The sequence below is a fragment of the Streptomyces sp. NBC_01288 genome, assembly GCF_035982055.1.
Taxonomy (GTDB): Bacteria; Actinomycetota; Actinomycetes; order Streptomycetales; family Streptomycetaceae; genus Streptomyces.
Map to the genome: position 1 here is coordinate 10104954 of NZ_CP108427.1, position 20453 is coordinate 10125406.

19 protein-coding genes are annotated in these 20453 nt (G+C 70.4%); 1 reads left to right on the forward strand and 18 read right to left on the reverse strand.

Annotated elements, in window-relative coordinates; genetic code table 11:
• Positions 1-55: 55 nt before the first annotated feature.
• The 9 genes from OG194_RS45510 to OG194_RS45550 form a co-directional block, all read right to left on the reverse strand.
• Positions 56-238: an antitoxin gene (locus tag OG194_RS45510; RefSeq protein ID WP_327406597.1), complete on the reverse strand. Its 183-nt coding sequence runs from the start codon at positions 236-238 to the stop codon at positions 56-58.
• An 83-nt stretch (positions 239-321) separates the two neighbouring features.
• The gene (locus OG194_RS45515) at positions 322-1566 is read right to left on the reverse strand and encodes an MFS transporter (protein WP_327406598.1); all 1245 of its coding nucleotides are present in this window, start codon (positions 1564-1566) and stop codon (positions 322-324) included.
• 49 nt (positions 1567-1615) lie between these two features.
• Positions 1616-2542 carry a sugar phosphate isomerase/epimerase family protein gene (locus tag OG194_RS45520; RefSeq protein WP_327406599.1) on the reverse strand — a complete coding sequence of 309 codons (927 nt, stop codon included), beginning with the start codon at positions 2540-2542 and terminating at the stop codon, positions 1616-1618.
• Complete coding sequence (locus OG194_RS45525) at positions 2539-3150, reverse strand: nucleoside deaminase (RefSeq protein ID WP_327406600.1); 612 nt, start codon at positions 3148-3150, stop codon at positions 2539-2541. The genes OG194_RS45520 and OG194_RS45525 overlap by 4 nt, the downstream gene beginning before the upstream one ends.
• A 31-nt stretch (positions 3151-3181) precedes the next feature.
• On the reverse strand, positions 3182-4708 hold the full coding sequence (locus OG194_RS45530; RefSeq protein WP_327406601.1) for a GMC oxidoreductase: 1527 nt from the start codon (positions 4706-4708) through the stop codon (positions 3182-3184).
• Between the two features lie 34 nt (positions 4709-4742).
• A complete protein-coding gene (locus tag OG194_RS45535) occupies positions 4743-5873 on the reverse strand; it encodes an ROK family transcriptional regulator (RefSeq protein WP_327407413.1) in 1131 nt (376 codons plus the stop codon).
• Positions 5874-5952: 79 nt separating this feature from the next.
• The gene (locus tag OG194_RS45540; RefSeq protein ID WP_327406602.1) at positions 5953-6855 is read right to left on the reverse strand and encodes a carbohydrate ABC transporter permease; all 903 of its coding nucleotides are present in this window, start codon (positions 6853-6855) and stop codon (positions 5953-5955) included.
• Positions 6852-7763: a carbohydrate ABC transporter permease gene (locus OG194_RS45545; RefSeq protein ID WP_327406603.1), complete on the reverse strand. Its 912-nt coding sequence runs from the start codon at positions 7761-7763 to the stop codon at positions 6852-6854. The genes OG194_RS45540 and OG194_RS45545 overlap by 4 nt, the downstream gene beginning before the upstream one ends.
• A gap of 7 nt (positions 7764-7770) precedes the next feature.
• Positions 7771-9075 carry an extracellular solute-binding protein gene (locus OG194_RS45550; RefSeq protein ID WP_327406604.1) on the reverse strand — a complete coding sequence of 435 codons (1305 nt, stop codon included), beginning with the start codon at positions 9073-9075 and terminating at the stop codon, positions 7771-7773.
• A 428-nt stretch (positions 9076-9503) separates the two neighbouring features.
• Between OG194_RS45550 and OG194_RS45555 the strand changes: the two genes are divergently transcribed.
• Complete coding sequence (locus OG194_RS45555; RefSeq protein WP_442811764.1) at positions 9504-11900, forward strand: M4 family metallopeptidase; 2397 nt, start codon at positions 9504-9506, stop codon at positions 11898-11900.
• Between the two features lie 60 nt (positions 11901-11960).
• On the opposite strand, the gene OG194_RS45560 is transcribed toward OG194_RS45555, so the two are convergent.
• The 9 genes from OG194_RS45560 to OG194_RS45600 form a co-directional block, all read right to left on the reverse strand.
• Positions 11961-13148, reverse strand: coding sequence for a glycoside hydrolase family 64 protein (locus OG194_RS45560; RefSeq protein WP_327406605.1), 1188 nt, complete (start codon positions 13146-13148; stop codon positions 11961-11963).
• Between the two features lie 165 nt (positions 13149-13313).
• Complete coding sequence (locus OG194_RS45565) at positions 13314-14075, reverse strand: dienelactone hydrolase family protein (RefSeq protein ID WP_327406606.1); 762 nt, start codon at positions 14073-14075, stop codon at positions 13314-13316.
• A gap of 102 nt (positions 14076-14177) precedes the next feature.
• A complete protein-coding gene (locus tag OG194_RS45570) occupies positions 14178-14798 on the reverse strand; it encodes an L-threonylcarbamoyladenylate synthase (RefSeq protein WP_327406607.1) in 621 nt (206 codons plus the stop codon).
• A gap of 222 nt (positions 14799-15020) precedes the next feature.
• Positions 15021-16247 (reverse strand): cytochrome P450 family protein, encoded by a 1227-nt coding sequence (locus OG194_RS45575; RefSeq protein ID WP_327406608.1) that lies wholly within the window; start codon positions 16245-16247, stop codon positions 15021-15023.
• The gene (locus OG194_RS45580; RefSeq protein WP_327406609.1) at positions 16244-17470 is read right to left on the reverse strand and encodes a cytochrome P450; all 1227 of its coding nucleotides are present in this window, start codon (positions 17468-17470) and stop codon (positions 16244-16246) included. The genes OG194_RS45575 and OG194_RS45580 overlap by 4 nt, the downstream gene beginning before the upstream one ends.
• The gene (locus tag OG194_RS45585) at positions 17467-18090 is read right to left on the reverse strand and encodes a GTP-binding protein (RefSeq protein ID WP_327406610.1); all 624 of its coding nucleotides are present in this window, start codon (positions 18088-18090) and stop codon (positions 17467-17469) included. The genes OG194_RS45580 and OG194_RS45585 overlap by 4 nt, the downstream gene beginning before the upstream one ends.
• Positions 18062-18424 (reverse strand): DUF742 domain-containing protein, encoded by a 363-nt coding sequence (locus OG194_RS45590; RefSeq protein WP_327406611.1) that lies wholly within the window; start codon positions 18422-18424, stop codon positions 18062-18064. Before OG194_RS45590 ends, OG194_RS45585 begins: the two co-directional genes overlap by 29 nt.
• Positions 18421-18843, reverse strand: a complete 423-nt coding sequence (locus OG194_RS45595) for a roadblock/LC7 domain-containing protein (RefSeq protein ID WP_327406612.1) — start codon at positions 18841-18843, stop codon at positions 18421-18423. Before OG194_RS45595 ends, OG194_RS45590 begins: the two co-directional genes overlap by 4 nt.
• Positions 18840-20288: an ATP-binding protein gene (locus OG194_RS45600; protein WP_327406613.1), complete on the reverse strand. Its 1449-nt coding sequence runs from the start codon at positions 20286-20288 to the stop codon at positions 18840-18842. The genes OG194_RS45595 and OG194_RS45600 overlap by 4 nt, the downstream gene beginning before the upstream one ends.
• Positions 20289-20453 lie beyond the last annotated feature (165 nt).

Sequence of the window (20453 nt, forward strand, 5' to 3'; positions counted from 1 at the left end):
GTGGTTTCCGGGGTGCACTTGGGTCGCATCGAGGTCGATACGGGGACAGAAGCGGTCAGGGCTGTTGCGGCTTCTCGCGGTCGATGAAGTCATTGGCCTTGTCCTGGGCCGTGTCGACCTGCTTGGCGTGCTTGCCGCCCGTGCGCTTGTCGACCATGTCTCCCGCCCGTTCCACGCCTTGCTTGGCCTGGTCGGGGTGTTGGCCCAGCATTCCCTTGACCTTGTCCATGAACGACATGGCTGTCCTCCTTCGGACGTGCGTTGGCCCTCCCAGCATCCCCCGGCTTCCGGTGGGGCGCATGTCGGGCACCGGCCGTGTGCTCAGGCCCGTACGAGAGGCTCGACCCCGTCGGTGTCGCGGGCCTCCCGGGTCCGGGACACGGCGAGCAGGAGTGCCTGGAGGACCGCCCCGGACAGGCCCACCCACAGGGCGAACCGATAGCCGACCCGGTCGGCGAGGAGGCCGCCCAGGGGTGCGCCGATCGCGACCGTGCCCCAGTTGAAGGAGCGGATCGTGGCGTTCATCCGTCCCCGCAGCCGCTCGGGCGTGACCGCCTGGCGGTAGCTCATCTCGACCGGGCTTTCGAGCGAGATGGCGCCGGAGACCACGAAGAAGGCCAGCGAGACGGAGACCAGGGCCCACGGTCCCCGGTGGGCGAGGACCAGGGGCAGCCAGCCGACGGCGGCGACGAGACGGCCCGCGATCAGGACGGCGGCGACGTCGAACCTCCGCGCCGCGCGTGCGGAGAACGCGCCGCCGATCACTCCGCCGAGGCCCGCGCAGGCGTACGTCACGCCCAGACCGAAGTCCCCGATCCTCAGGTCACGCAGTGCGAAGACCACGAAGACCGTGCTGACGACGGTGTTGAAGAGGAGCATCAGGTGCGAGGTCAGCGCGATGGAGGCCAGGGTCCGATGGCGGTAGACCCAGGCCACGCCCTCGCGCAGTTCGGTCACGAGACTGCGCCGGGCGCCTCGGTCGGGAACCGGGTCGTAGGCCCGCACCGAGGTGAGCAACAGGCCGGACACCAGATAGCTGACCGCGTCCACGAGCACGGCCAGCGGCGCGCCGACCACCCTGATCAGCACTCCGGCGATCAGCGGCCCGGTCGATCCGGCCGCCGCGTCGGCCTGCCCCACCCGGGCATAGCCCGCGTTGAGGAGTTCCTTGGGGACCAGCTGCGGTACGTAGGAGTGGTTGGCCGCGTCGAAGAACAGACAGAGCACCCCGAAGGCGAAGACACACGCGCACAGCGCGGCGATGCTGAGCCGGTCCAGGGCGTACAGCAGCGGGATCGCGCCGAGGAGGACGGCCCGGCCGAGGTCCATGGCCACCATGACCGGCCTGCGCCGGCAGCGGTCCACCAGTACCCCGGCCACGAGCCCGAAGAGCAGATAGGGCGCCCAGCGGGCCGCGCTGACCAGACCCACCTCCGTGGCGGACGCGCTGAGCGTGACGGCGGTGAGGATCTGTAGCGCCAGTCCGGTGATCTGCGAGCCGAACGACGAGATCGCGGAGGCGGTCCAGAAGCGTACGTACCCAGGGACATCCACCAGGCGCGGCATGATCGGATCGTATCAAGTGACCGTTCTGCCACGGCAGTTGTGCCCCCGGTCACGGCAGCACCGACGACGCCACCGCCCTCCCCGCCAGCAACGCGGCGACCGGATCGGCCGCCTCGTCCAGTTCGATGAGCACCGTGTCGGCGCCGGGTGTACGGGACATCACGTCGGCCCAGCCCTTCCAGTCGACGATGCCCGAGCCCAACTCGGCCATGTAGGGCTGCTGTTGGGCGAAGACCGTCTCGTCGATCGTGAGCTCCACGTCGATGGGCCTGACCGCGTCCTTCCAGTGCGCCAGGGCGACACGCCGCGCGTGACGACGTGCCACGGCCACCGGATCACCACCGCCGAGCGCGATGTGGCAGGAGTCGGGGCACAGCCAGACGTAGCGCGGATCGGTGAAGGCCATGAACAGGTCGATGTCGCGCTCGTACCAGAGCGTGCTGTTGGACTCCGTATGGAAGGCGAGCCGCACGCCCTGCCGGGAGACGGCCTCGCCCACCGCGTGGGCGATGTCGGCCATGCGGGTCATGAACGGGGCGTCGACGAAGAGGGGCGGCCGGGTTCCGAACGTCGTGCGCATGGGGAGTCCTGCGACGAGGAGTTCGGCCCCCACATCGACGAGGAAGGCCGCGCGTCGTTCGGCGTCGGAGACGATCGCGGGCAGGTTGTCGGCGTCCCGCCAGTCGGGGCTGTCGTCCCCGGCGACGAACGCGCTCACGACGGCCAGCCCCCGGGACACCAGCTCGCGGCGGAAGCCCTGCGCGCTGCCGAAGGCCCGCAGCGCCGACTCGATGTCGCCCGGCGCGAAGGTGAGTTCGATGCCCGTGACGCCTGCCTCGTCCAGCGCGTCCATCACCCGTTCCCAGAAACGCTCGGGATGAGCCAGCGCCCACGCGCGTACGGCGTCCGCGGAGGGGAGATCCCAGAAGTCCGGGTGGTAGAAGGTGACGACATCGGTCGCGAAACGCGGGGTCACTCGGCACCTCCGCGCGCGTTGTAGACGACGACACCGTCCGCCTCGTCGACGGCCTCGCGGTAGTTCCGGAACACCGTCAGCGCCTCCTCCCGGAGAACGTCTCCTACGACCTCGATGCCCCGCGCCTCGAACTGCTCGGCCCAGTCCGCGCCGAGCGGGCCCTCGTCGAACGTGGTGATCTCCTCCAGCTCCAGGCCCTCGCCCGCGACCACCAGACCGCGCACCCCGGACCACAAGGTGGCGCCGTAACACTGGACGCAGGGGCGCCAGTTGACGACCAGCTCGTGGGTCGGGAGGCCGGTGGCGCCCAAGTCCCAGCCTCCGGTGGCCATTTGGGCCAGGCCGAGGGCCATGACCTCCGCGTGGGCGCTGGAGACTCCGGAGGCGAGCACGATGTTCACGCCGACCGAGACGATCCGGCCGGAGTCGCGCTCGGCGACGAGAGCCGCGAACGGACCGCCGTTCCCCTCCCGCCAGTTGCGGTCCGCGAGCCGGTGCACGAGGCGCATCCGGTCCTCGCGGCCGGGGACGACGGCGGGCACGTCGGTCAGCTCGTCGTCGATCCACGCGGGCAGCGCCACGCGGTATTCCTTCACGATGTCGATCACGTTCGGGCTTCCTTCACGTTCGGGCTTCCTCTCAGCGCGCGGCGAGCGGCGCGGTGCGGGTGGTCACCGCACGGGCGGTCCGTACGGCGGTCACCGCGCCGGTGAGCGTCACGTTGGCGGCCATCGGAGTGGGGATCACGCCGGTGCCGGCGACGTACAGGTTGTCGAAGCCCCACACCCGGCCGTCCGGGTCGCACACGCTGGTGCCGTCGTCGGCGGTGCCCGAGCGGACGGTACCGGTCAGGTGCAGGGACGAGCCGGGCGGGAGCAGGGCGAGTTCGGTCGCGGGGTCGAAGGGGCCGAACTCCTCCGCCAGCGACCGGACTTCGGCGAGCCCCCGGTCGATCAGCGCACGGTCCGTGTCCGTGTACGCGAACTCGACACCGATACGCGGCAGTCCAGCCAGGTCGGTCTCCAACTCGGAGAAGACGAGCCGGTGTTCGGGGCGCGACTCGACAGGGACGAGCAGCGACAGACCCACGGCGTGGGCGAGCGGGCGGCCGTCCTCGTCGACGTACGTCCGGTTCATGATCTGGCCGTGGAACGGCTGTGCCGACCCGTTCTGCGGCACCCACAGTGAGTCCGTGCTGAACTCGCCGGTGCGCGCGAGCGGCAGATCGTCCAGGGCGATCCCGAACCGGTCCAGGTCCAGGAGCACTTGGGCGGTGATGAACGCGTGCTCGTTGAGGTAACGGCCCAGCGCGCCGGGGCGGATGCCCGAGGCGAACAGCAGTTGGGGGGTGCGCAGCGCGTCGGCGCACACGATCACGGTGTCCGCGTGGAGCGCGGACTCGGTGCCGTCGGCGACGCGGCGCAGTCGGGCTCCGGTGGTCCGGCCGTCCGAGATGAGCAACCGGGTCGCAAGGGTCCCCGTCAGCAGCGTGAACGCCGGGTCGTCGTCCGCCGCGATCGCCGGGAAGATCGTCCCCGGCGCCGTGCGCGGCATGGGGCCCGAGTCCGTCGGCGTGACGGCCATGGGCATCGGCTGCGGGCGCCGGTCGGCGGGTGAGGTGTCGTCGTAGCGGCGGCGCAGGACGTCGAGGACGGTCCGGCCGACCTCGGTCGGGCCGATGGGGGAGGGGGAGACGGCGAGCAGGCGGCGCGCGGTGTCCAGGTCGGCCTCCCAGCGGGCCGGGTCGCCGAAGTCGAAGACCTCGGGTCCGGCCGGCCACGGAGTCGCGGCGGTCCAGTGGACGCCCATGCCGCCGGCGTTCCACGCCAGCGCGGTCGCCGGCATCGCCTCGGCGTCCTCGCCGAAGGCCAGCGCGTGGAACATGCCGGGCGTCAGTCCGGCGAGGCTGTCCGCGACCTCGCGCACCACCTCGGCGCCGGTGTACATGCCCTGGATGCCGGATGCGACCCGCTCGTTGTACCGCGACCAGACGTCCGGGTCGGCGACGTCGTGCAGATGCAGCCCGGGCGCCTCGCCGATCGCGCTGCCGCCGTCGACCATCGTGATGCCCAGCCCCGGATCGCTCTCCCGCAGCAGCCGGGCCACCACGGAACCCATGATGCCGCTGCCCACGATGAGGACGTCGGTGTGCGGGGTGTCGGTCACAGGGAGACTCCAAGATCGGTTGCTGTGGGGGGAGTTAGGGACTGAGGACGAGCGGGCCGAACAACTCGGTGTCCATGCGGTCGAGTGCCAGCTTTACGGCCCCGATCAGCGCGGCGTCGCGGCCCAGGCCGGTGGCGCGCAGTTCGATCGCGGGGGTACGGGCGGCGCGCATCGCCTCGCGCACCCGGGGGAGCAGCACATCGGCCGCGTCCTCCAGACCACCGCCCAGCACGATGAGCGAGGGCGCGACCGTCCACGACAGGGTGGTGAGGATGGAGGTGATGTTCTCGACGAACTCGTCGACCTCGGCGAGCGCTTCGGCGTCCCCGGCCCGGGCGGCCTCGAACCTGGCCCGCGCCACTGTGCGTTGGGCCGCCTCCGGTGAACTCAGCAACGCCACCGGGCGGTCCTGGACCGTGCCGGTCGGGATCGACCGCGCCTCGACGATCTCACCCGCCGCGCCGTCCAGGCCCCGGTGTACGGCCCCGCGGATCAGGATGCCGAGACCGGTCCGGTTGCCGAGGATCGCCCACACGACATTGTCGTGATCACCGGCCACACCGCGCCAACGCTCCGCCAGCGCACCGAGGTTGGAGTCGTTGTCCGCGAACCAGGGCATCCGGACGCGCTGTTCGAGCTCCTTGGGCAGATGCACACCTTCCCAGCGCGTGGTGTGCACCAGGCGTCGTACGACACCCTCGTCGTCGATGGCGCCACCGGCCGCCACCGCGCCCGCGCGCAGCCGCTCCGGTGATCCGCCCGCGTCGTCGAGCGCCTCCCGTACCAGGGCCGCCGCGTCGTCGAGCGTGACCCGCGGGTCCTGGTAGGCGCGCAGCGGGCGGTGCGCCCGGCCGACGATACGGCCGCGTACGTCGGCGATCACGGCCGAGGCGTCAGCGGTGTTGATGTAGACGGCGGCCAACAGGGCGTGTTCCGCGCGCAGTTCGTACCGCCGGGCCGGTCGCCCGGCAGAGCCGCTGATCGGTATCCGCTCCAACTCGGCCACCCAGCCCGCCTCGACGAGGGAGTCCAGGATCAGCTCGATGGTACGGCGGGACAGTCCGGCCCGCTCGGCGAGCGCGGTCAGTGTCGTGGGCCCCGCGGACACCGCGAGCGCGCGCAGGACGACCGAGGTGTTGACGCGCCGCACGGCGCTCTGGTTCATCCCCGACATCAACACCCCTCCGCCTCCTCGGACCTGCCCCGTGGGACGGGCGTGAACCCACAGGTCTCGGTCACATGCGTCACCGCATCCCAGATCCGGCGATGCCCTGCACGAAGTACCGCTGGAGGAACAGGAAGAGCACGAGGACCGGCAGCATCACGACGATCGCGCCGGCGAGGACCAGTCCGTAGTCGGTGACGTGCTGGGCCGCCTGGCTGGTGGCGGCGAGGCCGACCGGGAGGGTGTAACTCGCCGTGCTCTGGGCGACGATGAGCGGCCAGATGAAGTTGTTCCACGAGTTCAGGAACGACATGATCGTGATCGTCGCGACCGCGGGACCGGCCAGCGGCAGGAAGACCCGGAAGAAGATCCGGAACTCGCCCGCGCCGTCGATGCGCGCCGCCTCCAGCAACTCGTCGGGCACCGACTGCGCGTACTGCCGCATGATGAACACCGAGAGCGGCAGCGCAACACCGGGCAGCGCGATGCCGGTGAGCGTGTCGGCGAGGCCCATGTCGACGGTGATCACGAACTGGGTGACGAACACCGTCGTGAACGGCACCATCATCGCCGCCATCACCGCCCCGAACGCGAGCCGCTTGCCCGCGAACTCCAGCTTGGCCAGGGCGTATCCGGCCGCCGAGGCCGCCACGATGTTGCCGATCACCACCATGAGGGCGACCAGGACACTGTTGGTGAGGAAGCGCCCGAAGCCCTCGGTCCGGAACAGCCGCCCGAAGTTGTCGAGCGTGACGTGCCGCGGCAGCCACGCGCCCGGGTCGGAGCGGAACTCGTCGAGTCCGCGCAGCGAACCGCTGACCACCCAGAAGAAGGGCAGCAGCGTGAGCAGCGCGCACAGCACCAACGCGCCGTACAGGAGGGGTCGGCCAACGGACGGTGTGCGTAGGGCGATTGGGGCCTCGGCGGCTGTGGCGATCAGGTCGGCGTCGGCGTCGTTCAACGACGCGGCTACGGCGGTCATGTGCGGGGCCTCAGCAGTCGGAACTGGACAACACTCACCAGCAGCACGAGCAGCAGCATCACGAAGGACGCGGCCGAGGACATGCCCAGTTGACCGGATCCGAACTGGTGGTAGGTGTACAGCGACACGGACTCGGTGGAGCCCAACGGTCCGCCGTCCGTGAGGAGATAGGGCTCGTCGAAGACCTGGAGGTAGAAGACGGTCAGCAGCACCGACACCATGAGGGTGGTCGGCAGCAGCAGCGGCAGGGTGATGTGCCTCAACTGCCGCCATCTGCCCGCCCCGTCGAGCGCCGCGGCCTCGTACACGTCCTCCGGCACGGCCTGAAGTCCGGCGAGGAACAGGACCATCGCGGTGCCGAAGTTGCGCCAGACGCCGAGCAGGATCACCACGGGCATCGCTAGGTGCGGATCGTCCAGCCAGTTCGGTCCGGCGAGACCGATGTAGCCCAGCGCCTTGTTGACGGTGCCGCCCGCGTTGAAGGCGTACTGCCAGATCAGGGCGACCGCGACGACGTTGGTGACGACCGGCGCGAAGAAGACCGTACGGAACACGCCACGCAGCCGCCGGATCCCGGAGTTCAGCGCGACGGCCAGCGCGAAGCCGATCACCATCGTCGACGGGACGCCGACGGCGACGAAGACGCCGGTGTTCAGGATGTCCCGCAGGAAGGTCGGGTCCTGGAACAGGCGCAGGTAGTTGTCCAGGCCGGTGAAGTCGACCGCGAGGGGGTGGCGCAGGTCGGAGCCGCGCAGGTCGGTCAGGCTGAAGCCGAGCGCGGCCACCGTGGGGACCGCGGTGTAGAGAAGGAACACGACGGCGAACGGCGCGAGGAACAGCCAAGCGACCGCCGTACGACGGGAGTTGCGTGCCCGGCGCCGCGCTCCCGGGACGAGCGTGGTGGTCATCCGCGGCTCACTCCGCGCCCGTGCCGAGGCTCTTGGCGTACGCCTGGATGCTCGCGGCGGCCTTCTCCGCGGTCTGTGTGCCCTTCGCGACGGTCTCCGTCTCCTTGCCCAGCCGGGTGGCCACCTGCTGCCAAGTGCCCACCTGCGGAAGGGCCTTGGTGTTCTTCAGCTGGGTGAGGAAGGCGTCGAGGAGGGGCTGCTTCTTGACGGCCGGAGCGTCCCAGGCGGAGATCACCGCGGGCAGCGAGCCGTACGCCGAGTACTGCGCGACCTGCGTGCTCGGCTTCGCGACGTGGCGGACGAACTTCCACGACGCCTCCGTGTTCCCGCTGTCGGCGAGGACGCCCCAAGTCCCCCCGGCGGAGAAGGAGACGCTGCCCGAGGCACCGGCCGGCAGCGGTGCCGTGGCGACATGGGCCGCCGTCCAGCCGGTCTTCTTCGCGGCGGTGTCGAGCTGCCCGAGCACCCAGGGACCGGTGATCATCGTGGCCGTCCTGCCGGACACGAAGTACGGCTGCGCGTCGAGGAAGGTGGGGGTCGCGGTGTCGGCCGAACCCGAGGTGAAGAACGACGCGTTGTACTTGAGGGCGTCGACCATCTCGGGTGTGTCGAGCGTCCAACTGCCGCTGGACGAGAGAAGGTTGCCGCCCGCCTGCCAGGCGTACATCGCGACGTCCTGGCCGTTGAAGATGTCCCAGCCGTTGTCCGCGCCGAGGCCGTGCACGGCTCCGGCGCTCTTCAACGCCTTGAAGAACGGCACCATTTCGGCCCAGGTCGTGGGTGCCTCGACGCCCGCCTTCCTGGCGAGGTCGGCGCGGTAGACGAGGGCGTACGTGTACGCGTACCAGGGCACCGTGTAGGCGACGTCCTTGACCAGCCCCGCGTCCCAGAGGCTTTTGAAGAAGGCGCCGGAGTCGACGAGTCCGTCCGGCACGGGCCGGAGGATCGACGGGTCGAGGAACTGCGCCTGCGACTCGGGGAAGAACTGGGCCACATCGGGGCCCTTGCCCGCCGCGATCGCCGCCTGGAGTTTCGTGTAGTACTCGGAGTTCGGTATCAGCGTGAACTTGACGGTGACGTCCGGGTTCGCCGCCTTGAAGGGCTTGATCACCTTGTCGAGGACGTCGGCGTCGCCCTGCGCGGCCCAGACGTTGACGGTGCCGGTGGCCGGTCTGTCGTCGATCGGCTTGGCCGTGGCTTTCGCGGTGGCGGTCGCGGTGTCGCCGCGTCCACAGCCCGCGAGGGCGAGGGTGCCGAGCAGGGCGGTGCCGGCGGACAGTCTGAGGACGCCGCGGCGGGAGGGATCGGACACTCGGGGGCTCCTGTCTCATGGGGCGCTGAGGACAGTGAAGGGAATTCCGGAGCCCCGCCCTTTTCGGGTTCCGGGATTTTCGGGGAAAGCAGCGTTATCGGTCCGACGGCCGTAATGCGGCTGATGGGACCTCTGTGGCTGACTGCGACGTTAGGAAGGGTCTGTTTCGCCGGCGTGGCTCAGCCGTCACGAATAATTTCGGAACTTGTAGCGAAATCCCTGACAGAGGGAAAACCCTTGAGTGCCCCTGACCTGGGTGACATGGACGGGTCAAGACTGTCATCCTCCACCCAGCCACCCCCACGGATCCTCCACGGATTGGTCAAAGTTCGTACCGGTCCCGCACAGCTCGGCTCTTCCCGGACAGCAGACCCGGCTGCCCGGTCTGTCACCGGCCGCGTCCGCGGTCGTCGCAGTAGGAGTTAAGAGTGAGACGCATCCCCCGCAAGCGGATGGCGGTAGGAGCCCTGGTCTCCACCGCCGCCTTCCTGGCCGTCGGCATCCAGTCGGTGCCCGCGACCGCGAAGCCCGCATCCCCCCACCCGAGCCCGTTGCTCACCGGCAGCCTGGAGGCGAAGCTCACCCCGGCCCAGCGCACCGCCCTGGTGAGGAGCGCCACCGCGAACAGCGCGACGACCGCCCGCACCCTCGGCCTCGGCGCCAAGGAGAAGCTGGTCGTCCGGGACGTCGTCAAGGACAACGACGGCACGGTCCACACCCGCTACGAGCGCACCTACGCGGGCCTCCCGGTCCTCGGCGGCGACCTCGTCGTGCACACCCCGCCCGCCTCCGTTGCGACGGGCACCGTGAGCGCCACGTTCAACAACAAGCGCACCGTCGCGGTCGCCTCCACCACCGCGTCCCTCTCCAAGTCGGCAGCCGAGACCAAGGCGCTCACCACCGCCAAGACCCTCGACGCCAAGAGCCCCTCCACCGACAGCGCCCGCAAGGTCATCTGGGCCGGCAGCGGCACCCCGAAGCTCGCCTGGGAGACCGTGATCGGCGGTTTCCAGGACGACGGCACGCCCAGCCAGCTGCACGTCGTCACGGACGCCTCCAGCGGCAAGGAGCTCTACCGCTACCAGGGCATCAAGACGGGCACCGGCAACACCCAGTACAGCGGTACCGTGACCCTCAACACCACGCTCTCCGGCTCCACTTACCAGCTCTACGACACCACGCGCGGCGGCCACAAGACGTACAGCCTCAGCAACGGCACGTCCGGCACCGGCACGCTGATGACCGACTCCGACGACGTGTGGGGTACGGGCGCCGGCTCCAACACCCAGACCGCCGGCGCGGACGCGGCCTACGGCGCGCAGATGACGTGGGACTTCTACAAGAACACCTTCGGCCGCAGCGGCATCAAGAACGACGGCGTCGCCGCCTACTCGCGCGTCCACTACAGCACGGCGTACGTCAACGCCTTCTGGGACGACGACTGCTTCTGCATGACGTACGGCGACGGCACCAGCAGCACCCACGCGCTGACCTCGCTGGACGTGGCGGGCCACGAGATGAGCCACGGCGTCACCTCCAACACCGCCGGGCTCGACTACAGCGGTGAGTCCGGCGGCCTGAACGAGGCGACCTCCGACATCTTCGGCACGGGCGTCGAGTTCTACGCGGCGAACTCCACCGACGTCGGCGACTACCTCATCGGCGAGAAGATCGACATCAACGGCGACGGCACGCCGCTGCGTTACATGGACGAGCCCGACAAGGACGGCGGCTCCGCCGACAGCTGGTACTCCGGCGTCGGCAACCTCGACGTGCACTACTCCTCGGGCCCGGCGAACCACATGTTCTACCTGCTCTCCGAGGGCAGCGGCAGCAAGACCATCAACGGCGTCACCTACAACAGCCCGACCTCCGACGGCGTCGCCGTCGCCGGCATCGGCCGGGCCGCGGCACTGCAGATCTGGTACAAGGCGCTGACGACGTACATGACGTCCAGCACCAACTACGCCGGAGCGCGCACCGCCGCACTCAGCGCCGCCGCGTCGCTGTACGGCTCAAGTTCCGCCCAGTACGCGGGAGTCGGCAACGCCTTCGCCGGTATCAACGTCGGCAGCCACATCACCGTGCCGACCACCGGCGTCACGGTCACCAACCCGGGCAGCCAGTCCTCCACCGTCGGCACCGCGGTGAGCCTCGCCGTCACGGCCAGCAGCACCAACAGCGGCACCCTGACGTACGCCGCTACCGGACTGCCGACCGGACTGTCGATCAGCAGCTCCACGGGCGCCATCACCGGCACCCCGACGACCGCGGGCACCTACAGCTCCACCGTCACGGTGACCGACTCCACCGGCGCGACCGGCACAGCGTCCTTCACCTGGACAGTGAGCGCCACCGGCGGCGGCAGTTGCACCTCGACCCAGCTCCTGGGCAACGCGGGCTTCGAGTCGGGAGCCACCACCTGGACCGCGACCAGCGGCGTCATCACCAGCTCCACCAGCCAGGCGGCCCGTACCGGTTCGTACAAGGCCTGGCTCGACGGCTACGGCTCGACCCACACCGACACGCTGTCCCAGTCGGTGACGGTCCCGAGCGGCTGCACGGGGACGACGTTCACCTTCTACGTCCACATCGACACGGCGGAGACGACCACCAGCACGGCTTACGACAAGCTGACGGTCACCGCCGGATCGACCACCCTGGCCACCTACTCCAACCTCAACGCGGCCAGCGGTTACGTCGCGAAGTCCTTCAGCCTGTCGGCCTTCGCGGGGACCACGGTCGCCCTGAAGTTCAGCGGCGTCGAGGACTCCTCGCTCCAGACCAGCTTCGTCATCGACGACACCGCCGTCACGACCAGCTGATCCGCCTGTAGGTCCGGCACCCCGCACGCGCCCCCAGGCGTGCGGGGTGTTCCGGTGTCCTCAGCTCAGCGGGTCCAGCGTCAGGTAGGCCTGCTGCGGGTTCCCGTCGTTCACCAGGGACTCCTGGGCGCCGACGTCGTCGAACGCGAACGCGTACGCCTTGCCGTCGGCCATCTGCGCGTGGATCTTGCGGGCGTAGTGGTTGGTCACCACGTCCTGGTAGAAGTTCGCCGTCGAGGTGTCCGGCTGGTTGGGGTTGACCAGGAGCGTGGAGCGGTTGAAGCCCGCGCACAGCGTGCGTGAGATCGGGCCGCGCACCAGGTCGTTGGGGGCGTCCAGGTACTTGGAGCAGCCGAAGATGCTGGCCGCGTCCGGCTTCTGGAAGGTCGTGACGACCGCCCCGGAACTGTTGGTGAAGTTCATGACGTTGCCCGACACCCGGCCGAAGTACTTGGTGTTCGGCTGGTTGGCGAACGGCGTCACGGTCAGCGTCGACGACGAGTACTTCGACCAGACCCGGTTGATGTAGTCGTCCATCACGGTGCTCGGCAGAGCGCCCGTCTCGATCCCGTACGTCGGTGAGAGCGCTCGCAGAACCGTTCCGTCGGACCGGGTCTGGATCAGGTTGGCCCAGCCGCCCGGCTGCCCGCGCAGCGCGTTGAAGAACCCGGTGTAACCACCCGACTTGAGATGCCCGGTGGTTGCCGTGGACCCGTCGGACCGCTGCACCCCGACCGCGTACGGCGCGGAGAACATGTCCACCTGGGTGCTGTTGATCCACAGCCCGGAGTCGTTCAGCGTGTACTCGGACCAGTTGAAGAGGATGTTGCGGTTCGGGTCCGTCGGGTTCTGCACGGCCGGCTGCACCAGACCGCCGGTCGTCAGCTTGAACACCAGTTTCTGGCCGTACGAGAAGTAGATGCGGCCCGAGAACTTGGGGATCCGGATGGTGGTGGACTGCCCGGCCGCCGGGCCCGCGATCGACGCGTCCGGCGCCGGGGTGGGCGGGTTGCCACCGGCCGGCCAGGCGTGGAACGTGCCGTTGGCGTCGGCCCAACCCTGCTGGCCGGTGGCCAGGTTGGTGCCCAGGTCGTAGATGTAGACCGCGTCGCCGCGGCCCGAGTTGTTGGTGATCTTCAGTGGGATCGTGGCGGGCACCGCGGCGTCCGCCGTCACCGGTGTGGCCAGCGCGACCATCGTGGCCACCGCGGTCGCGGCACCCAGTCGACGCATGAGTCTGGCGAGCACTACTCACCTCCGTGTGGGGGGTGTACGAAAAATTGGTCCGTACCTGTGTGAGAGCGCTCTCAGAGTCGCGCCGAGCCGCGAGCATGTCAACAAGTTGAACGAAAGGTGCCCACGGCAACTCGCGCCGTGGGCACCCGGATTGAATCAGTGAAAGCCGTCTGTCGATCAGAACGTACGGTCGAGCAGGTCGAGCAGCGCGACCCAGTGACGCTCGTCGGCCTTCGCGTCGTACGACGAGGTGTCGGCCTGCGTGTAGCCGTGCCGCGCACCCGGGTACACCTCGCAGCGGTGCCGGACGCCCGCTGCTGTGAGCGCGTCCTCGAACCGCTTGATCTGCTCCTCGGGCAGCGAGGGGTCCTGGTCGGCGTGGCCGAAGTACAGCTCGGCGGTGATGTGTTCGGCGGCCAGGTGCGGGCTGTCCGGGTCGTCGGTGGCCAGCCGTCCGCCGTGGAAGCCGGCCGCGGCCGCCACCCGGTCCGGGTAGGCGCCGGCGGTGTACAGCGCGAGTCGGGCGCCCATGCAGTACCCGGTGATCGCGATCGGTCCGTCGACGACCGACGGCGACTCGGCCAGCCAGCGCAGATAGGCCCCGGCGTCCCGCTCGATCAGTTCGGGATGCCGGGCCAGGCCCATGATCAGCGGGCCGACCTTCTCGAAGATCTCCGGACGCCCGTCGTGATCGATGAACTCGGGCAGTTCGACCACGGGCGCGCGCCCCTGCCGGTAGAACACGTTCGGCACGAGGACCGCGTAACCGGCCCCGGCCAGCCGGTCGGCCATCGACTTGAGGTGGGGGCGCAGTCCGAACGCGTCCTGGTAGAGCAGCACGGCCGGACGGGGACGCTCGTCGCCGGGATGCACCCAATAGGCGTCGGCGACGCCGTCCTCGGTGGGGATGTCCACGGCTGTGCCCTGTACGGCGGTCATGGCGGGGGTGCCTCCCAGCGGATCGGCGCCGGGCCACCTGCCGGCCCGGCGCGGCGTGTTCCGATCATCGTGGCACGCCCGGCTACGGCCCTTCCGGCGGGGTCACTCGAAGCGGGAGACGTCACCCGCGCCCTTGCGGACGATCTCGGCCTCGCCGCTGGAGAAGTCGATGACGGTCGTCGGTTCCGTGCCGCAGTCCCCGGAGTCGACCACCGCGTCCACCACGTGGTCGAGCCGGTCCTTGATCTCCCAGCCCTGGGTCATCGGCTCCTCCTCGTCGGGCAGGAGCAGGGTGCTGGACAGCAGCGGCTCGCCCAGCTCGGCCAGCAGGGCCTGGGTGACGACGTGGTCGGGGATGCGCACGCCCACGGTCTTCTTCTTCGCGTGCAGCAACTGGCGCGGCACCTCCTTCGTCGCCGGCAGGATGAACGTGTAACTGCCGGGCGTGGAGGCCTTGATGGCGCGGAACACGTCGTTGTCGATGTGCACGAACTGGCCCAACTGGGCGAAGTTCTGGCACACCAGCGTGAAGTGGTGCCGGTCGTTCAGCTGCCGGATCGTCTTGATCCGCTCCATGCCGTCACGGTTGCCCAGCTGGCTGCCCAGCGCGTAGCAGGAGTCGGTCGGGTACGCGATCAGCGCACCCGATCGCACACTGTCCGCGATCTGGGAGATGGTGCGGGGCTGCGGGTTGTCCGGATGCACGTCGAAGTACTTGGCCACCCGCCGAGCTTATGCCGTGCCCGCGCGGGTCGCCGCGCGGGCCCGTTGTCACCCGTCGGTCCGGTGGGTGTGTACCCCGCCGAATCAGGGGAAGCCGACGAGAGCGCCCGGGTCTCTCCCCCGAACCCGGGCAGGACCGGCTCCGCCCGCGGCCTCCCCCCGTGGCCGCGGCGGGGCGGTTCCACCGCCGTCGGGTACACGGGCGGTGCGGGGGCGCGCGGCTCAGCCGTGCAGCCGTACCGGCACCTGCTGCCAGCCGAAGGCGATGAACGACGGCACCTGGCGCAGCTCGTCCGCCGCCACGGCGAGGCGGGCGTCCGGGAAGCGGTCGAAGAACGCGGGCAGCGCGGTCAGGGCCTCCACACGGGCGAGCGGCGCCCCGATGCAGCGGTGCACACCGATGCCGAACGACAGGTGGTCGTCGGCTCCGCGGGCCGCGTCGAAGACGTCCGCGTCGGGGCCGTAGTGCGCGGGGTCGAACCCGGCCGCGGCGAATGTGGTGATGATCGCGTCCCCGGCCGGGACCGTGACCTCGCCGACAGTGAGGTCACTCACCGCGAACCGCAGCGGCAGCGAGGCGATGGACGGGTGGACGCGCAGGGTCTCGTCGACGACGGCGTCCCAGCCGATCTTTCCGGCGCGCACCTCCGCCAGCTGCTCGGGGCGCTTGAGCAGCGCGACGATCGCGTTGCCTATGAGGTTGACCGTCGTCTCGAAGCCCGCGCCGATCACCAGCAGCAGGGTGTACAGGAGTTCCTCGTCGCTGAGCCGGTCGCCGTCCTCGTCGCGGACCCGGATCAGTTCGGTGGTGAGGTCGTCGCCGGGGTGCTCGGTGCGGTGGGCGATCAGCGCGGGCAGCACCGTGCCGATCTGCCGCTGCACGGACGCGGCGTGCTCCGGGGACGGGTCCGAGGTGTCCATGATGGCCGCGATCAGCCGGCCCGTGTCGTCCACCAACTCGTCGGGCACACCGAACAGTTCGCAGATGATCCGCATCGGCAGCGGACGGGCGAACGCCGCCCTGACATCGACCACCTCGGCGTCGTCGGCAGCCATCGCGTCGAGCAGTTCCACGGTGATCGTCTCGACCCGGGCGCGCATCGCCTCGGTGCGCCGGTGCGTGAAGCTGGGCGCGACGAGTTTGCGCAGGCGGGCGTGGTCGGTGCCGTAGGTGGAGAGCATGTTGATGACACCGATCCAGCCCAACACCCAGCCCCAGGACGGGTGTTCGCCCATCTCCGACCACAGGTTCCAGTGCAGCCGGGGGTCCTTGCTGACCTGCGGGTCGAGGATCAGTTCCTTGAGGGTGTCGTAGCCGGTGGGGGCCCAGGCGGGGATGCCGCCGGGCAACTCGACGGGCACGATCGGGCCGAGGGCACGCAACTTGGCGCTCTCGGCGGCCATGTCGGCGCCGAACGGGTCGAGGGCGATGCGGTCGGACACGGTCACGACAGGTCTCCTGGCTGGTCGGGGGAGCGGGGGCTGAACCGCACGGGCAGCGACGTGAGCGAGCGATGGAAGGGACCCGGCCGCCAGGTCAACTCCGCGCGCGGTACGACGGGTTCGAGGTCCGGCAGCCACAGGGTGAGCCGCTCGATCGCCTCCGTCGCGATCAGCAGCGTGTGCTGTTTGACCGGGCAGGCGTGCGGGCCCGCCGACCACGACAGGTGCGAGGCGTCCTTGGGATGCCGGCCGGTGACGACCTCCTGCTCGGCGAAGTGCGCGAGCGCGCCGTACGAGACGACGACCGGGATCGCGGGCCTGATCCACGCGCCGTGGAACGTCACGGGCGAACGGGCGTAGTGGATGCCGTAGTTGGCGAGCGGCGTCTCGTGGTGCAGGACCTCCACCACGGCGTCCATGACCGGTCGGGCACCACTGGTCAGCGTGGAGTAGTAGACCGAGGTGCCGAGGATGCGGGACAGGGCGTTGGACACCAGGTTCGCGGTCGGCTCGTGGCCCGCGCCGAGCGTGAGGAACACCTGCCAGGTGACCTCCTCCGGGGTGAGTCCGGCCGGATGGTCGAGCAGCCAGCTGGGGAGGTCGTCGCCGCGCGCCTGCGCCTTGGCGGCGATGAGTTCGAGGACGTAACCGCCGAACTCGGCCTCGCCCTCGGCCGCTTGGGCGCCGCCCTCCATCATCTTGCCCAGCGCCCGGTCCAGCCGCTCGCTCTGGCTGTCGGGCAGCCCGAACAGGCTGTTGAACACCAGCGCCATCAGCGGCCTGGCGAACTCGCCCACCAGATCGGCCTCTCCGCGCGGCCCGATCCGGCTCACCAGCACATGCACCGCCCGGTGCACCCGGGCGCGCAGGTCGTGCGGCTCGATCCGGTCGAAGGTGTCGATCAGCGAGGCACGGTAGCGGACGTGCTCGGTGCCGTCCGAGAACAGGGAGTTGGGCCGCCAGCGCATCATCCCGAGGACCGGCGAGTCCTCGGCGACCGTCGTCTCCCACGGCCGGGGATCGTGCGAGAACGCGTCGGTGTCGCGCAGCAACTCCAGCGCGGCCCGCCGTTCGGTGACGACGTACGCCGGTACGCCCGGGGCGAGTTCGGCCCAGCCGACCGGGCCCTGGGCGCGCAGGGCGGCGTAGTAGCCGTAGGGATCCAGCGCGAAGCCGTCCTCCCACAGGCGGACGGGCCGGGTGGGGCCGACGGGGGAAATGGTGGTCACCGGTGCTCCGGAGGGTCGCGGTCGATCAGATGCTGGACCAGGGCGAGCAGCGCGTCGAGGGACGAGTCCGCGTCCCGGGCGTCACAGGTCACCAGCGGCGTTCCGGGCTCCAAGTCCAGTGCGGCGCGCAGCTGTTGCTCGGTGTGGTGACGGGGCGCGTCCGGAAAGGTGTTGAAGGCGACGGCGTACGGCAGCCCGCTCTCCTCCACCATCCCGAGCACGTCGAACGAGGCGTCGACGCGCCGGCTGTCGACCAGGACGAGCGCCCCGAGCGCGCCGTACGCGATGTCCTCCCACAGCGCCCGGAACCGCTCCTGCCCGGGCGTGCCGAACAGGTACAGCACGATCCCGCCCGGCAGGCTGATCCGGCCGAAGTCGATCGCGACGGTCGTCGTCGACTTCTCCCGCACCCCGTCGAGATCGTCCACCGCGACGGACGCCTCGCTGATCCGCTCCTCGGTGTGCAGCGGCCGGATCTCCGACACGGAGTCGATGAGCGTCGTCTTGCCCACCCCGAAGGGACCCGCGACCAGGATCTTGACCAACTCGCGGGCGGTGTCCGGCAGATGGACGCCACCGGTCGTGCTGCCGCTAGTGGTGCTTGAGGGCGCGTAGGCCATCTGCGACTCTCTTCAGCAGGTCGGGTTCGAAGCGTTCGGCGGGCGGGATCGGAGCGCGGGCGAGCACCAGGCTCCGGTCGAGGAGACCGGCGGCCAGGACCCGCACCGCGGACACCGGCAGCTCCAGCAGGGCCGCCGCCTCCAGCACCGTCAGCGAACCGCCGTACAGGGCGTCCAGCAGGGCGAGTTGAGCCGCGGGCAGGTCGGCCGGGGCGGGCTCGCCGCTGCCACTGAGTACCGTCAGCCGCTCCAGATGCGGGCGGCTGGGCCGGGCCACACCCCCGGTCGACAGATACGCGGGAACCAGAGGACGGCCGCCGCGGCGGCCGGTCATGCCGGCGCGCCGCCGTCAACTCCCCGCGGAGCGGCGGCCATCGCCTTCTCACCCAGCCGCGCCACCTGCGAGTGCACCCGGTGCGCCAGCAGATCCAGCCGTACCTCGCTGTCGCCGTAGGCCGCCACACAAGTCCCGTGATCCGTAGGGACGATGAGCACATAGCCGTGGTCCGACTCGATGACCACCTGCCGAATCTCGGCCCCCTCCCGGTCGGCGAACGCCGCCGCGGCGGTACGGCACGCCCCCTGCACCGTGCTGGTGATCGCGGCGACCCGCTCGCCCGAGGCCTGGGACAGCGCGTCGGTGTACCCCCGCACCAGCCCGTCCCGGGTCAACAGCACCGCCGCCACCACATGCGGCACCTCCAGGATCGGATCGAGCGCCCATGCCGTGTCGCCCCCATCGCGGCTGATCATCTAGCCGCTCCCCCTTCGTAGTCGGTCTGCTGTGTCTCGTGCGCTGTCACTGCTTCGGCCGCCGCGGCCTGCTTTCCTGCGGCGGTTCCGGCGTCGTCGTGCGCGGCGCGCGCGGCGGCGGTGCCGGACTGGAGGGCGCCGAGCGCGGCGGCGGCCTGCTCCGGGCTGCGCTCCGGCTGGTGTGTCTCGCGGGCGGCCGGTGCGACCGACGCGGCCGGTGCGGTGGCCGCGGTGCGGCGACGGCGTCGCGGGAGGCCGCCCGCATCGGGTACGGCCTGATGCCCGGACGCGTCGACTCCGGCCGGTTCGGCGTGCTCGGAGCCGTAGGAGTGGGCCGGTGCGGGAGCGGGTGCGCGAGTGGGGGCGGGAGCCCGGCGGGTCGAACGCGGGGCACCGGCCGCGGGCGGCTGCCGCTCGGGGTCGATACGGCTGAGGAGATGGCTGTCGATGCGCAGGACCGCGCGGACGCCACCGTACGGGGAGGGCGAGGACACGTCGACGCTGAGGTCGAACTGCCGGGTCAGGCGGCCGATCGCGGCGAACCCCATGCGCGGCGGATCGCCCAGGTCGGTGAGCAGGATCGGGTCGGAACCGGCCACCATTCGCCGCGCGTGGTCGCGTTCGTCCTGGGTCATGCCGAGCCCCGCGTCGTCGACGGTGACGCAGGCACCGTGGTGCACGTGTTCCAGGTTGACCACGACGTCGGTGTCCGGCGCGGAGTGCCGCAGCGCGTTGTCGATGAGTTCGGCGACGATGATCGCGACCGGTTCCACGGCGTGCGAGACGAGCGCGGTACCGGCTTCGAGGTGGTTGTGCACGCGCACCCGGTGGTACCCGGCGAGCCGGGCCTGCCCGCCGGTGACGGCCTCGACGAGGTGCGACTCCTCACGCGCGAGCCCGACCCACGCCCCGCACACCACGGCCGCGACCTGCGCACGGCGCAGCGACTGCTCGTTCTCGTGGTCCAGCATGAACAGGGTCTGCGCCAACTCGGGGTCGTCGTACCGCTGTTGGAGCGAACGCAGGGCATCCTGCAACCGGTACAGCGCGGCCTGGATCTCACGGGTCGCCCCGCGCATCCCGGCCTGCGCGGCGGCGTCGATGCGGGTGCGCTGCGCGGCGAGTTCCGAACGCGCCGCGTTCAGCACGCTTTCGAGGGCGATCCCGAGGGGCGAGCCGATGAACTGCGGCTGCCCGGGCCCCGGAACGGCGACCCGGGGATGCGTGAGATGCCGGGCGGCGGCCGGAATCCGCTGCACGGCGAGATGCTCGACCTCGGCCGCCAACTCCGACTGAACACCGTCCAGTCGGTCCCGCAGCGCGGCGATCTCCGCACGCTGTAGGGCACGTTGACGCCGCGACCGCAGCAGCCCGGCACCGAGCGCCAGCGCGGACAGCGTGCCGGCGGCGAGCGCACCGGCCACCAGGTCCGGTAATTCGGTCATCGAATCGAGTCCAAGCGAAGTCGGGCAGGGCGGAGTCGGGGCCCATGAGGCTCAGTTCCGGTCCCTCAGGCGGGGCGCCCGGAGCACAGTACACACCGTCATCGACCGCTCTCGCACGGTGTAACAGGAGTTCCCTTCGAAACTGACAGGCCTCTGTTCGCTTCT